Origin of the sequence: Photobacterium leiognathi, assembly GCF_030685535.1 — a bacterium.
In the GTDB taxonomy this organism is placed as follows: Bacteria; Pseudomonadota; Gammaproteobacteria; order Enterobacterales; family Vibrionaceae; genus Photobacterium; species Photobacterium leiognathi.
The window spans coordinates 1,486,447-1,500,421 of the sequence record NZ_CP131601.1; the positions used below are offsets into that span (position 1 = coordinate 1,486,447).

Annotated in this window: 12 protein-coding genes and 1 pseudogene; 4 read left to right on the forward strand and 9 right to left on the reverse strand. The window is 40.2% G+C overall.

Annotation, left to right across the window (positions count from 1 at the left end; all coding sequences use genetic code 11):
- Positions 1–113 precede the first annotated feature (113 nt).
- Both Q7674_RS13955 and Q7674_RS13960 read right to left on the reverse strand, forming a co-directional pair.
- Positions 114–1,949 carry an Hsp70 family protein gene (locus Q7674_RS13955; protein ID WP_305424046.1) on the reverse strand — a complete coding sequence of 612 codons (1,836 nt, stop codon included), beginning with the start codon at positions 1,947–1,949 and terminating at the stop codon, positions 114–116.
- Positions 1,949–2,617: a DUF2760 domain-containing protein gene (locus Q7674_RS13960; RefSeq protein ID WP_045065246.1), complete on the reverse strand. Its 669-nt coding sequence runs from the start codon at positions 2,615–2,617 to the stop codon at positions 1,949–1,951. Before Q7674_RS13960 ends, Q7674_RS13955 begins: the two co-directional genes overlap by 1 nt.
- 448 nt (positions 2,618–3,065) lie before the next feature.
- Here Q7674_RS13960 and Q7674_RS13965 point away from each other — a divergent pair, with 448 nt between their 5' ends.
- A complete protein-coding gene (locus Q7674_RS13965) occupies positions 3,066–3,422 on the forward strand; it encodes a YajD family HNH nuclease (protein ID WP_045065206.1) in 357 nt (118 codons plus the stop codon).
- An 89-nt stretch (positions 3,423–3,511) separates the two neighbouring features.
- On the opposite strand, the gene Q7674_RS13970 is transcribed toward Q7674_RS13965, so the two are convergent.
- Together Q7674_RS13970 and Q7674_RS13975 are read right to left on the reverse strand one after the other, a co-directional pair.
- On the reverse strand, positions 3,512–4,597 hold the full coding sequence (locus Q7674_RS13970) for a site-2 protease family protein (protein ID WP_305424048.1): 1,086 nt from the start codon (positions 4,595–4,597) through the stop codon (positions 3,512–3,514).
- Between the two features lie 79 nt (positions 4,598–4,676).
- The gene (locus Q7674_RS13975) at positions 4,677–4,970 is read right to left on the reverse strand and encodes a winged helix-turn-helix domain-containing protein (RefSeq protein WP_045065211.1); all 294 of its coding nucleotides are present in this window, start codon (positions 4,968–4,970) and stop codon (positions 4,677–4,679) included.
- Positions 4,971–5,304: 334 nt separating this feature from the next.
- Between Q7674_RS13975 and Q7674_RS13980 the strand changes: the two genes are divergently transcribed.
- Together Q7674_RS13980 and lpxL are read left to right on the forward strand one after the other, a co-directional pair.
- On the forward strand, positions 5,305–6,237 hold the full coding sequence (locus Q7674_RS13980) for an LpxL/LpxP family Kdo(2)-lipid IV(A) lauroyl/palmitoleoyl acyltransferase (RefSeq protein ID WP_045065213.1): 933 nt from the start codon (positions 5,305–5,307) through the stop codon (positions 6,235–6,237).
- A gap of 265 nt (positions 6,238–6,502) precedes the next feature.
- A complete protein-coding gene (gene lpxL / locus Q7674_RS13985; protein WP_045065215.1) occupies positions 6,503–7,435 on the forward strand; it encodes an LpxL/LpxP family Kdo(2)-lipid IV(A) lauroyl/palmitoleoyl acyltransferase in 933 nt (310 codons plus the stop codon).
- Between the two features lie 76 nt (positions 7,436–7,511).
- Here the strand turns inward: lpxL and Q7674_RS13990 are convergent, their stop codons facing one another.
- From Q7674_RS13990 to Q7674_RS14010, 5 genes and pseudogenes are all read right to left on the reverse strand, one after another.
- On the reverse strand, positions 7,512–8,261 hold the full coding sequence (locus Q7674_RS13990; protein WP_045065217.1) for a DUF481 domain-containing protein: 750 nt from the start codon (positions 8,259–8,261) through the stop codon (positions 7,512–7,514).
- Positions 8,262–8,364: 103 nt separating this feature from the next.
- Positions 8,365–9,003: a DNA-J related domain-containing protein gene (locus tag Q7674_RS13995; RefSeq protein ID WP_045065219.1), complete on the reverse strand. Its 639-nt coding sequence runs from the start codon at positions 9,001–9,003 to the stop codon at positions 8,365–8,367.
- A gap of 141 nt (positions 9,004–9,144) precedes the next feature.
- On the reverse strand, positions 9,145–10,434 hold the full coding sequence (locus Q7674_RS14000) for an HAAAP family serine/threonine permease (RefSeq protein ID WP_305424052.1): 1,290 nt from the start codon (positions 10,432–10,434) through the stop codon (positions 9,145–9,147).
- Positions 10,435–11,024: 590 nt separating this feature from the next.
- The gene (locus tag Q7674_RS14005) at positions 11,025–11,507 is read right to left on the reverse strand and encodes a YajQ family cyclic di-GMP-binding protein (protein ID WP_023932493.1); all 483 of its coding nucleotides are present in this window, start codon (positions 11,505–11,507) and stop codon (positions 11,025–11,027) included.
- Between the two features lie 146 nt (positions 11,508–11,653).
- A pseudogene (locus Q7674_RS14010) lies at positions 11,654–12,712 on the reverse strand (3-deoxy-7-phosphoheptulonate synthase).
- Between the two features lie 315 nt (positions 12,713–13,027).
- Between Q7674_RS14010 and Q7674_RS14015 the strand changes: the two are divergent.
- Positions 13,028–13,915 carry a putative PEP-binding protein gene (locus tag Q7674_RS14015; protein ID WP_052679895.1) on the forward strand — a complete coding sequence of 296 codons (888 nt, stop codon included), beginning with the start codon at positions 13,028–13,030 and terminating at the stop codon, positions 13,913–13,915.
- Positions 13,916–13,975 lie beyond the last annotated feature (60 nt).

Below are 13,975 nucleotides of genomic sequence, written 5' to 3' on the forward strand. Positions count from 1 at the left end.
AATAAGTGAAAGTCCTACGGGAAGGTAGATTATTTTGCGTTGTTTTAACTGATAAACCCACGGTGTGATTGATAGATAAACGGCGCATCAAAAGATGCGCCGTTAGTTCGATATTAGCTTTCGCGAACGTCGAATTCTACTTGCCATTTCTGACCGTTATCAGTCGAAATCGCTTCTAGGCAAAGTGTACCTAATTCAGTAACACGTGAAGCTAGCTTAACTGGAACTACTTCACCAATCGTGCGACCTTCCGAAACAGGAAGCGTTACTTGAATTGATGGTAGCTCTTCCATCTCTTCTGGCTGCCACCAATCAAGGTGAGTACCCGCAATATCTTCACGACGTACTGTTGAGCCAAAGAACTTAAATTGCACTGGCTGACCGATGATCAAACCGAACTCTTGGCTAGGAACGTCAGCGTGAGAGCCTTCTTCCATACCGAACGGTGCAACACATAGTGCTTCTAGTGGTGGCTCCATACCTGGAATGGCTGGCATAGCACTTTCGATACCCACGTAGTAGCTGCTTGCGATACCACCACGGATACGAACACCCTTACCTTGGCGAACAGAACCATAGTAAGACGCACCGCTTGCAACGGCTAAATCAAGATCTAAACCTTGAAGTAATTTCATCGGCTCTGAACCACCTGTTGTTAACCAGCTATTGATGATGCCAAGTAGACGATCAGAAAGCAGGTTAGACTTTAGTACACCACCGTTAAACAGAATAGCGGTAGGGCGGATAAAGCCTTCGTGCATTTGTTCAAATTGCTCAAACAGCTCTTCAACTGCTTGGCTTTGGCGGCTTAGGAAGCTTGCTACGTGACGAGATACTGCTGCATCTTGTGCGTAAGGTAAGCCCATTTGCGTTAATGCACCACGAGCCGTTTGTACTGGGTGTTCTTCAACTGATGTTTGTGGGAAGAAACCTTCAACAAGGGTTTGTTGTACTTCTTCTTGGGTCAGTTCAGTTTGAAGCGTACCACCAAGTAGTTTAGAGCCACGGCTTGGCACTACGATTGGCATTGCTTGCAGCTCTGCATCGTTCAATAGTGCTTCTTTAGCGTCACGACATGCGTGGGTAATTGCTAGTACCTGCCAAGGTTGTAGCTGTTTACCTTCTTGCGCTAGCTTCATCTTTAAACGATAAGCTAGAGCTAAGTCCATGTTGTCACCACCCAATAGGATGTGATCGCCAACAGCCACACGGTTTAGAGTTAGGTTACCGTCTTCTTCAGTCACCGCAACTAACGATAAATCCGTTGTACCACCACCGATATCAACAACTAGGATGATGTCGCCAACAGACACTTGGTCACGCCAGCTTTCATCATTGTTTTTGATCCAGCTGTATACCGCTGCTTGTGGTTCTTCAAGCAAAGTTAGGTGCTTAAAGCCAACATTGCGTGCCGCTTCAGCTGTTAGATCACGAGCTGCAGGATCGAATGATGCTGGTACTGTGATTGTCACATCTTGATCGAAGATTGGCGTTTCAGGATGTTGGAAGTTCCAAGCATCTGCCATGTGCTCAAGATATTGTTGTGTCGCTTCTAGTGGTGATACTTTTACCACTTCTTCTGGGCTATTTAATGGTAAGAATGCATCACGACGGTTTACACCACCGTGACATAGCCAGCTTTTTGCACTAGAGATAAGACGAATAGGTGTTTTACTACCTAGTGAACGTGCCATTGCACCAACAATTGCGTTTGGCTTTGCATTCCAAGGAAGTGCAGTATCACCTTCAGCAAGTTCTGACTCATGTGCTTGGTACATGAATGAAGGAAGTTGGCTTTTCTCTTCCACGCTACCTGGGTTGGTTAGCTGTGGAATTGGCATTACCGTCACATCAGCGTTCTCATCTTGTAGATCAACATAAGATAGCACGCAGTGTGTTGTACCTAAGTCGATACCAACGCTGTAACGGTGTTGTTGTGTGTCTTGCATTATAATTCTACCTCAGCGGCTGCGATGATATGTGCATCGTGGCCTTCTGCCAATTTAGGCAATTTAACTTCTGTTACTTTCCAACCACGGTGGATCAAAGTACCGTTAAATGGTGCTTCACCAACCACATTACCTGTTAGGCGTACTTCAGATGCGTTGAAGTCTTGTGGTAGGGTGATACGTGTTTCTTCTTCTTCAGTGCGTACTGGCGCAAAGCTGAAGTATTCGTTTAATACCTTTTGACCGCCTTCGTGAATAACACGAGCTGCTGCACCGATATCGGCATCAGCATAGCCTTTAAGATCTTCTTGCATGAAGTCGATAAAACGTGCTTCTTGTTGTAACAGAGAAAGCAACTGAAGGGCAGCTTCAGGTGTAGATGTTTTCAGCTTAGGTTCAACTTCAACCTCAACAATCTTCTCTACAACCTTTTCAACTTCGACAATTTTCTCAATTGGTTTCTCGACAATCTTCTCAACGATCTTTTCGACAGGTTTTTCAACTTCGACGATTTTCTCTACTTCGATTTCTTTTTCGATAATCTTTTCAACTTCGACTGGTTTACCTTTTTTCGTTAGGTACATAACCAATAGAATTAGAACTAGAGCGCCTAACCATGCGTGACCCATGTCGATAGTAGTTGGCACAGCCGACAAATCAACGTGCATCTTAGAAAAATCAAAAGCCATATTTGTTTACTCTTAGCGGTTAAAGGGCGATTCGTTTAAATAATAAGTGTGAATCAGCTTTAAATAATTAGTCGAATATTATCATAGACGTATTCAAAAGGTGCCAGTAACGGCGTGTTTTTTTGCTTAAATACGAGAACAAATGGTCTCTTAGCCTAATTTGCAAGCAAAATATTAAGTTAAATAGCAGTGTAGGCTATCCATTTGACACATCCATGATCATCTTGCTGAGTGAAATGGGGACTGTTGCTAGCGTTTTCAAGCTAACTCTCTGTATTAAAAAGGTATGGTTGAAAATCCGTTGACGATGTCATTAATCTTAAAATTAGTGCTTGATAAGGGGAGTTCTGTGGTGGTTCAATACGATAAAATTAGTATTAAGACATAACTCAATATTCGGTTGTTATGTTAGGAAATAGGTCAAGATATGTCATCTGATTACTACGGCACTAGTGCCGCTTATGCGCGTAAAGAAGCGGGTTACCGTGAAAAAGCATTGAAAATTTACCCATGGGTATGTGGTCGTTGTTCTCGTGAGTTTGTTTACTCAAATCTACGTGAACTGACTGTTCATCACGTTGATCATGACCATACCAATAACCCTGAAGATGGCAGTAACTGGGAACTACTTTGCTTGTTCTGTCACGATCATGAGCATGAGAAATACACTGAAGCTGAAAATGGTCAAAGCAGCTTGATCCGCGCTGGCGAAGATGACCATCAAGCTGCAACCTTTAATCCATTTGCTGATCTAAAAGCGATGATGGAAAAAGGGAAGAAATAACGCTCACTGTGTTATCAGTTAAAAGAAAAGGGACGATAAGCGTCCCTTTTTTGTTGTGTGGCGTTTTTTATATTTTAGATAACGAGTTTTTAAGTACCTAGAATTTGTAACGGCAAGCTCAGTAGCGTGTCGCCAGTACCAGCGAAGTACCAAATAATTCCCATTAAGGATGCCACTAAGCCGACGTACCAGACGAAAGAGAAGATCTGACCATAACGATCAAGGGGTAATAAGTGGCTATGATGACGTTGTTTCCATTCAAAGATGATCTCAATACAGCCCATGATCAGTAAGAAACCAAATAAGGTTAAGCCAAGCGAGTAGCTTAATACTACACCACCAATAGCAGCGCAAGCACACAGTACAATACCTAGCTTGCTGTTCATAGAAAAGCTAATGCTTTTAAGTACATGACCACCATCAAGGGGCAGAATTGGCAGTAAGTTGAACAGGTTTAATAGGGCGTTGAATACTGCAAGTCCGGCAAAGAACATCTCGCCCGTGATCCAATATGCCACCATACAAATCAGCGACATGATCAAACCAAACAGTGGTCCCATGATAGAAATCACCACATCTTGCCAACGCGTATTTATTTTCTCATCACTTAACGCTAAACCGCCTAGAAATGGAATTAAGTAAATGCCTTTGGTTTTCATACCAAAGTATTTCATTGCACGTACGTGACCATATTCATGGAACATTAAACAAGCGATCAAGGCTAACGCAAATTGAAACGAGAATAGCCATGAATAAGCGGCAAGACTGGCGGATGCTAATACCACTTTAATTAATTTGGCACTTTTTAAGGCTTTCATGCCAAGGGAAACTAAACCAATTAAGCTAAAGCGTTTTTCTGGCTCAATAGGGGTGTGGGGTGTTTGGCGTTCAATGTCTTTTTCGTTGCGCTCACCTTGGGCAATCACTTGATTGTTTACCAGAGCTTGATAACTAATTAAGAACGGCTGCCATGAAAGATTACAGGTTAATTTACACTCGATAATGCTTTCACCATTTTGTAGCTCAAATTGGTGGTGAAAGTCGTTGTTGTCTGATGCTGAGGCATCTTTTTGTGAGACTAGCGTGTTGTCCCAGAACAACTGTTGCCAGCCAGCAAGTGAACCTTCTAAACGAAGCGGTTTACCTAAAAAGTCATCTAGTTGAAGCAGTTCCAATGCGTTACCTGTCTATTTAAGGTGAATGAAAAAATTATACGGGAAAAAGCACAATGTTATAGTGTTAATGTGTAACCAGTTATGGATAATTCAGTACTTCTTTTATTTTATCTATATTTTTGTTAACCCATTGTTTATCAATGGCTCCCCATCGCTCAATATGATAGTGACCTGAATGATTTCGCTCACCTCTAGTTTGTTTGAACTTACAAATAATATCGAGCTCGTTGAGACTTTTAATCGTGTCCTGTGCTGTACGTCGGGGCATACCAGAATGTTTGATAATAGCTGGTACGTTATCGATGCCATTGTCGATTAAATATGCCATGTAAAGACGTCGATAAAAGCTGGATTTGGTTTTGCTGATGTCCATATCGCTCCCTATTTATTACGATTTTATTAGAAATAATCAGAGTATTTTTAAAATATACTATTTTCGTTTAAGAATGTAATTAATTGTAATTTAACTGAATAATAATTATAGAATTTATTAATTAAAAATGGGTCATAAAAATCACGTTTTTAATATTGAATTAAAACTTAATCTACAAGATCTAAGACTAATATCTAAAAAAACTAAGAAAGGGAGAAAATTAACATTATTTAGTTAGGGAATAACGGGTAAAACACTTATCATGTCTACTGTTAATTATTATGCATTCTATTGTCATCACCAAGAGATAATAGCAGGCACTTAGGCGCTATACATGACTCAACGAAATAAACCGACGTTCACATTATCTCTTCTGCATCCTCGTTATTGGGGAACACTATTATTGATTGGCTTAATGTATCTATTAAGCTGTCTTCCATATTCTTGGCAAGTCGTGTTAGGTAAAAATATTGGTCGTTTAGCGATCAAATTAATGAAAAAACGCCGCCGTACGATCGAGCGCAATCTAGAGCTTTGTTTTCCTGCAATGTCAGAGGAAGACAAACAAGTTTTGATCAAAGAAAATATCGACAATACAGGTATGGCTCTGTTTGAAACGGGTATGGCATGGTTTTGGTCCGATGCACGTGTAAATCGTCACGTTACCATTGTGGGTCTTGAGCACATGGAAACGCTAGCCAAAGAAGGCAAAGGGGCGTTAATGGTTGCCGTTCACTCTATGAATCTAGAGTTAGGCGCACGTGCGTTTGGTATCAAAATGTCAGGCATGGGCGTTTATCGCCCTAACAATAACCCTTGTTTTGATTACTTTCAGTACTTAGGACGTTCTCGCTCTAACCGTACTTTGATTGATCGTAAAGACGTAAAAGCTATGCTGCATGCACTGCGTACAGGTGAGCGTGTATGGTATGCACCAGATCATGATTATGGTCGTCGCCGTTCAACCTTTGCACCTTTATTTGCAGTAGAGCAAGCTTGTACTACAACAGGCACCAGTTTGCTGGTGGACAATACTGATTGTGCTATTGTTCCTTTTACTATGGTGCGAGATGACAAAGGGCATTACACCTTAACATTGCGTAAGCCTGTGGAAGGATTCCCTAAAAATGATCCTGATGCGGCAGCGGTGTTCATCAATAAAATTGTTGAAGAATCTATTATGGCAGCACCAAGCCAATACATGTGGCTACATCGCCGCTTTAAAACGCGCCCTGAAGGACAAGCGTGTTTGTATCAAAACAGTTAAAACAAAAGCTGTAAATCATACAATTTATTTATGTTTAACTTAGCCCGTCGTTGCACGGGCTTTTTCTTGCTTTTTTCGAGACTTTTGACCTGATAAGTAAAGCTTAATAAAAGCTGTATAGCATAGATCGTTGTCACGGTTAGACTTGCAACATATACGATACTCAACATAAAATACTGTTACTAACTGCTTAGAAATCCTATCAATATTATTAGAATTAACGACACCCTAAGTAGTCTTAAAATGTAACGGGATTATTTTTGCTATGAAAAAATTCACAGCGCCAACATTTAAAAAAGAATTTTTACACCCTAAATACTGGCCTGTTTTATTGCTAATGGGCGTAATGTATTTAATTAGCTGGCTGCCATATTTTATTCAGTTTCGCTTAGGCCAAGGTGTTGGTCGTTTAGCGATGCATTTTATGAAAAGTCGTCGTCAAACCGTAGAGCGAAATCTTGAGTTGTGTTTTCCTAATATGGAAGAGCCAGAGCGCCAAGCAATAATTAAACAGAATATAGACAATACAGGGCTAGCCTTGTTTGAAACTGGCATGGCATGGTTTTGGCCTAACCTTCGTGTTGAACGTCATGTTACCGTTGAAGGTATTGAGCATGTCACTAAGTTGCAAGAGCAGGGGAAAGGTATTCTGTTAATTGCAGTCCACTCGATGAACCTTGAATTAGGTGCACGTGCATTTGGTATGCAAACACCTGGAGTGGGTGTATATCGTCCGAATAACAACCCATGTTTTGATTATTTCCAGTTTAAAGGCCGTATTCGTTCAAACAAGCACATGCGTGATCGTAAAGATCTTAAGGGTATGTTCCGTGATTTAAAGCAAGGTGAAATGCTTTGGTATGCACCGGATCATGATTATGGTCGCGGTCGAAATTCAACATTTGCGCCATTATTTGCTGTAGAGAAAGCCTGTACAACAACAGGTACTAGCCTTCTAGTAGATAGCACAGGTGCAGTGCCATTGCCTTTTGCGATGATCCGTAATAGTGATAGTGGGCAATATACCTTGAAAATTTTCCCACCATTGGAAGAGTTTCCACATAAAGATTCAGATGCCGCAGCGGCTTATGTTAATAAAGCGGTTGAGCGTTCGATCTTAGCTGCACCATCGCAATATATGTGGTTGCATCGTCGCTTTAAAACACGTCCGGAAGGGGAACCTTCTTTATATAAGTAGTGTTTTAAATTGAAAATTAAAGCCGAAGATATTGATTATCTTCGGCTTTTTTATTGATTCTTTGTTTAAGTTTTAATTAGAAATCGTAAGTAATGCTCACAGTACTGTAGATTTCATCATTACTCTTATCACTCGCCACTTCAGTATTGTAGATATATTGCGTATCAATCATTAGCGCCACATTATCGATTAAACGGTTCTTAATATACGCTTTAATGTCATACGTCGTATTTGAACTACCGTAATCCACGTTACCATCGAACCCAGCAGAGAATGTTGGGGTGAATACTTTTTTACCGCGCACGAATGCATTAGCAATAAGATTTTTTTCTCTTTGATTTGGGTAATCAGGATCGGTACTTTGACGCTTGCTCCAGCGGTAACCGGGACCACCACCGACCACTAATTTAGTGGTTTTCGTGTCGTAAAATTTGTAACCTAAACCCGTTGAAACAATGTATTCACTACGATAGGTACCAAACTGATCATGGTTATAGGTATTGCTTAAATACGTAAAAGAATGCGGCCCCATGGCAAATTCATTATTAAGATTAATTTGGTATTTATTTACACCATCTTCTTCTTCGGTACTGTCGGTATAGTACGAACTTAGGGCTAACTTATTTGACCAATTATTTTTCTTATAGCGCAACTCTGTCGCGGAGTTGAGTGACATAGAGGTTTTAGTTGTTTTGGAATAGATAAAGCCTAGCTTTGCTGAACCATCAAACGGTGATTTATCTTCTTCTGTTGTTGTCGTATCTGTTGCAGCTAAAGCGGTATGACACAAAATGCCAGTAAGCGGGATTAAGAGGTATTGTTTCATTGTCTCGCAGCCAAAATAAGAATTCGCGGAGCAATGTAGGTTAGCTTGGTTATTATAGTGTCAGGATTTTGTGATAGCTATGTGCGAAATATAGCGAGAATCACTAATACGATTGGCTAGTATTTTTCAAATGATTGATTAAGCGCTGATTTGCGTTATAGAGTTGCTTAAACTTCTCACTATTGCCATTTTCACGATCAGGGTGCCATTTTAAGGCTAAGCGACGCCATTGTTTACGTACTTCTGGTAATGAGGCCGTGTTTGGCAACTCAAATAAGGCAAAATCATCATCAATAGATAGGCTGTGAATACTCTCTGTTTCATTATTTATATGTTGTTGATATCGCTTCCAAAAAGAACGCAATAACGATTCAATCGCGTCTTCATCTGCATGGTAATTATGCCAATCTAAATAATATTCGCGTAGAGGATCGGCTTTTTCCAAATGATGGCTTTGATAAACAATATTAAGCAGTTGAATATCCATAGCTTCAACTTGTAGCCATTGTTTTGGAAATAGCAAAATTTGCAATTGATAGAGGGCATTCATTAACAGGAAATTACGTTTAAAAAGATCTTTGTTGCTATCTTCATCGAGGGTATCGAGCATCTTTTTATCACGTAATGTTTGGCTTAATGTGTGGATCATCCAGCCTTTAGGTTGGTGCTGCAGCAAAGATAAAATCGGCCAAATCAATGGATTCTCATGCTCAAGCTGGATATCTGCAGGCTGATGATTCATTGGCTTTCCATTATCTTAGTAACTTATTTATGAATGACTTAAGATTAATGTAGCAAATTTTTTACAAGAAGCAGAGTGTATAAGTGGGAAAAAACAAAAAAGGCTAGCACATGGCTAGCCTTTTAACTCATTGTTTATTAATTACATAAACAGTGAGTAGAAGATTGCAGAGATAGAAATCAGACCAATCACTGTTACGAAAACGTTGCTGATTGCGCCAGAGTATTTCTTCATTGCTGGAACTTTTTTGATTGCGTACATTGGCATGATAAATAGCAACATCGCAATAATCGGACCACCAAGGCTTTCAATCATACCTAGGATACTTGGGTTTAGTGTTGCTACCGCCCAAGTTGTTACTAGCATGAAGATTGCAGTAAAGCGGTTAAGTGCCTTGTTTGAAATCTCTTTGTTCTTATCACGTGCAACTTTGATCACTAGACCATTTAGACCTTCACTTGCACCTAAGTAGTGACCAAGGAAAGACTTAGTAATAGCGATAATAGCAACAATTGGTGCTACGTAAGCAATAACAGGTGTATCGAAGTGGTTCGCTAGGTAAGTTAGGATCGATACGTTGTTCGCTTTTGCTTCTGCTAGGTTTTCAGGTGATAGACTGAATACACAGCTGAATACGAAGAACATTACTGTTAATACCATCATGATGTGAGCACGAGCAAGGATGCGTGAACTTTGACGCTCTGCGTTTTCGCCATGCTCTTTTTGTGTTGCTACAGCAAATGATGAGATAACAGGGGAATGGTTAAATGAGAAAACCATTACGAGTAAAATTAGCCATACCGCCAGCATTACAGCGTTCATGCCGCCATCTGCTGGGATCACATTGTGGAAAATAGCGTCATTCCAGTAAGGGATTAGGTACAGTGCAAGCATCAGTAGTACTGCTACGAATGGGAATACTAAGATACTCATTGCTTTGACAATTAGCTGCTCACCTAAACGAACAATAGCCATTAAACCAAGGATCAGAACCAATGCAAGAATAGCGCGTGCTGGTGGCTCAATACCTAGTTGATTTAGCATGAAGCTTTCAACTGTGTTTGTTAAAGCAACACTGTAAACCAACAGAATAGGGTAGATAGCAAAGAAATAAAGTAATGTGATCACTTTACCCATGCCTTTACCAAAGTGCTCTTCAACAACTTCAGTAATATCTGCACCCGGGTTAGAGCTTGATAGTACAAAACGTGTCATTGCGCGGTGAGCAAAGAACGTCATTGGGAATGCTAGCACTGCCATTACTAGTAATGGAATTAAGCCGCCAACACCCGCATTAATTGGTAGGAATAATGTACCTGCACCTACGGCTGTACCGTATAGGCCAAGCATCCATAATGTGTCACTTTTTTTCCACCCTAACTTTGTGCTTTGTGCTGAAGTCGTCGCTGTTGATTTTTGTGCGGTGCCCATAATGGACATCTCCTTTATAAGTATAATGTTTAACTTTCAAAGGGCTGAGTTATTCTTTCGTCCTTGGTCGCATACGCGAAGAGCAACAGATAAAGCTTCAGTAATAGAAGTGGGAACGTGCGTATTGATGGTGAAATACGATATTTAATGAAATATGTATTGGGTGACAGGTCCGTCGTCGATCAGTGTTTCCGTGCTGACATCAAGCAAGTTGTATCAATCTCTGCTGTGAGTCTCTCTTATAATAACCTTGTAAATAGTGCCCCTATGGAAGAGCGCGCATTATAGGGGAAAAATTCGTGGTTCAACAATTTTTGCAGAGAAAAAAAATGCGTTTGCTTACAAAGCATACAAGTGCGTTAACGTTATATTAATAACATTATTATGCAGTGATAAAGGTGGGATTTTTATGTAATAAAAGTGTATATATTAGTTGAAATATGCAATTTTTATAACTAAAAAGCATTTTAAACTATATTTTGAATAATACACCTCAAGTATATTTTTTACAATATTATTTTAATGCACGCAAAAAAAGTTTAAAAAAAAGGAAGGCACTTGGCCTTCCTTTTTTACGCAATATAAAAAGATTAATCGCGGAAATTGTCGAACTGGAATGGTTGACCTAGTTCTTGTTCACGTACAAGCGCCATTGTTGCTTGTAGATCGTCACGCTTCTTACCAGTAACACGTAGTTTGTCACCTTGGATAGAAACTTGAACTTTCAATTTCGCATCTTTAATTGCTTTCACTAATTTCTTAGCGTTTGTACCTTCAACACCTTGCTTGAATTCGATGTTTTGAGATGCAGTTTTGCCAGAGAAAGTCACTGCTTTACGCTCAAGTGCGTTCGCATCAACACCACGTTTAGCTAGGTTATTACGTAAAATTGCAACGATTTGGTCTACTTGGAATTCAGACTCAGATGTGATTTTTACGATTTCTTTGTTTAATTCAATGCTTGATTCAACATTACGGAAGTCGAAACGCGTATCTAGTTCACGCTTTGAGTTGTCTACCGCATTTTTGATTTCTACTGAATCTACTTCTGAAACAATATCAAAAGATGGCATGTTTATGGCCTCTTATCTTAAGTCTAGGGGAGTGATTCCCATCTACATATAACACGTATAGTATACCGTTTATTAAAATAGGAGAAGATGATTTGCTTCTCCTAATGTCCGGTATATCAAAACATCAAATTGTTTTAATTGATATTTTAGCTCTGTGCCGTTTTCACTGCATCCGCTAACATATCCAGCATTTTCACAGTATCGTTCCAGTCAATGCATGGGTCAGTAATGGATTTACCGTACACCAATTGATCAAGCTTGTTTTCGATAACTGCTTGGTTGCCTTCTTCTATAAAGCTTTCCGCCATGATACCCGCAATAGATTGGCTGCCATTTTTAATTTGTTCACAAATATCGGCAGCAACATCTAATTGACGTTTATGTTGTTTTTGACAGTTACCATGACTGAAATCGACAACTAAACGGGTTGGTAAATCAAACTCTGCCAGTGCATCACACGCATTCGCAATATCGTCAGCATGGTAATTAGGCATTTTGCCACCACGTAAAATGATATGACCATAAGGGTTACCTGAAGTACGGTAAATGGTCATTTAGCCATTTTTCGCTGGTGAGCAGAAAAGGTGAGAAGCACGGGTCGCGCGGATAGCGTCAATTGCAATTTTAGTATTGCCGTCAGTGCCATTTTTGAAGCCAACAGGACAGGACAATGCTGATGCCATTTCGCGGTGGATCTGAGATTCTGTTGTACGAGCACCAATTGCGCCCCAACTTATAAGATCAGCCAAGTATTGACCTGTGATCATATCGAGAAACTCAGTCGCTGTTGGTAAACCTAATGCATTAATATCAACAAGCAGCTTACGTGCTTTTTTCAAACCAGCGGCTAAATCTAAACTGCCATCTAAATGAGGGTCGGATACTAAACCTTTCCAGCCAACTACGGTTCGTGGCTTTTCGAAATAGGTACGCATCACAATTAGCAATTGGTCTTTATATGTTTCTTGTACAGCAACAAGGCGCTTCGCGTAATCAACAGCTGCATCGGTATCATGAATAGAACATGGACCAACAATGACAAGCAAACGGGAATCTTTGCCCATTAAAATTGCTTCGATTTGTTTACGAGCATGATCAACATGCGCAGCAATTTCATCTGTCATTGGTGATGTAGCTTCAATTTCAGCTGGAGTTGGCATCAAGCCCAAACTCACGGTGCGAAGTTCATCTGTTTTCATTGGCATAATATGTTTGCCTACCTTGGGTATATCTGTAATAACCTCGGTAAGATAGCCCAAAAATCGATTTTAATAAACCAAACTTGTGATATAGCGTAGCTTTTAGTTGCGATCGTAACAAGATTTTACAACCGCTGATGATTTTCTCATCAAGAATACGATGAGATGAAAACTGTGATGGATATGAATGAGTTATGCTTTATTTCTTGCCTCTCAATTCAACACAAAGTAAGGTCGATAAACAGTAATCGTGTTTAACAGCTCAAATTGTATGAGCAATGTTAAGCGCTTTTCTCATTAACAAGGAAGTATTGGTGCTTTATGACAACTGAAAATGAATTAACGTTAACAGCGCTGTTAACGTCATCAGTGCAGCTGACTGGACTAGAAAGCGGGGAGATTGGCTTGGTATCACTCGACGATCTGATTGCGCATAACATGGGGATTCACCCTTGTGCTGTCACAAAGCCAGAATCATTATCGCCACAAGCGAAACTCGCTTTTCTGGAGGCAATTGACGCTTCAGACGATCAAACACCGTTAGCTGAGTTATTCGTCGCCAAACTTAGCCAGCTATTAATTGAAGCCGCTGCAAAACAAGGCGATGCGCCATTAAAAGTGCGTTTAACCAGTGATGATTCGTATGCGCGTAGTCACCTGCTAGGGGCAGAAGTTGAAGCGGAAGAAATCAACCCAGTGATGGGGCTTCGTGGCGCTTCGCGTTTAGGTCATGCTGATTTTCGTAAATCCTTTGAATTAGAGTGTGAAGCGATTAAACGTGCTCGATTAGATGCGAAAAATATCGAATTGGTTGTACCGTTTGTTCGTACCTTTAGTGAAGCTGCAACCGTGATTGATTTACTGGCAGAGCAGGGGTTATGTCGTGGTGCGGATGGGCTTAAAGTCTCTATGATGTGTAGCGTTCCTGCTAATGCATTACTTGCTGAAACCTTCTTACAATATTTCGATGGTTTTGTTATTGATATTGAGCAGTTAGCGCAATTTACATTAGGTTTAGATATTGATAATACATCATTACATTACATGCCAGATGCGCAAAACGACGCATTATTGCAGTTGGTGAAAATGCTATTAAATGCTGTGGAAAGCTCACATAAACCTTGTTTGGTTTACAGTCGTTTTATTGAAGATGCTCCACGTTTACGTGCTTGGCTACAAGATCAAGGCGTGAGCCAAGTGATCAGCTAGAGCTTGATTTAAAAAATAATTTGATACAAAAACGGCATGATGTGGTTCATTTAACTGAAT

Coding starts and splice junctions, on each gene's coding strand:
- Q7674_RS14005 (WP_023932493.1), bottom strand. CDS start 11,507: ATGCCATCTTTTGATATTGTTTCAGAAGTAGATTCAGTAGAAATCAAA.
- Q7674_RS13960 (WP_045065246.1), bottom strand. CDS start 2,617: ATGCACGTTGATTTGTCGGCTGTGCCAACTACTATCGACATGGGTCAC.
- Q7674_RS13975 (WP_045065211.1), bottom strand. CDS start 4,970: ATGGACATCAGCAAAACCAAATCCAGCTTTTATCGACGTCTTTACATG.
- Q7674_RS14015 (WP_052679895.1), top strand. CDS start 13,028: ATGACAACTGAAAATGAATTAACGTTAACAGCGCTGTTAACGTCATCA.
- Q7674_RS13990 (WP_045065217.1), bottom strand. CDS start 8,261: ATGAAACAATACCTCTTAATCCCGCTTACTGGCATTTTGTGTCATACC.
- Q7674_RS13955 (WP_305424046.1), bottom strand. CDS start 1,949: ATGCAAGACACACAACAACACCGTTACAGCGTTGGTATCGACTTAGGT.
- Q7674_RS13965 (WP_045065206.1), top strand. CDS start 3,066: ATGTCATCTGATTACTACGGCACTAGTGCCGCTTATGCGCGTAAAGAA.
- Q7674_RS14000 (WP_305424052.1), bottom strand. CDS start 10,434: ATGGGCACCGCACAAAAATCAACAGCGACGACTTCAGCACAAAGCACA.
- lpxL (WP_045065215.1), top strand. CDS start 6,503: ATGAAAAAATTCACAGCGCCAACATTTAAAAAAGAATTTTTACACCCT.
- Q7674_RS13995 (WP_045065219.1), bottom strand. CDS start 9,003: ATGAATCATCAGCCTGCAGATATCCAGCTTGAGCATGAGAATCCATTG.
- Q7674_RS13980 (WP_045065213.1), top strand. CDS start 5,305: ATGACTCAACGAAATAAACCGACGTTCACATTATCTCTTCTGCATCCT.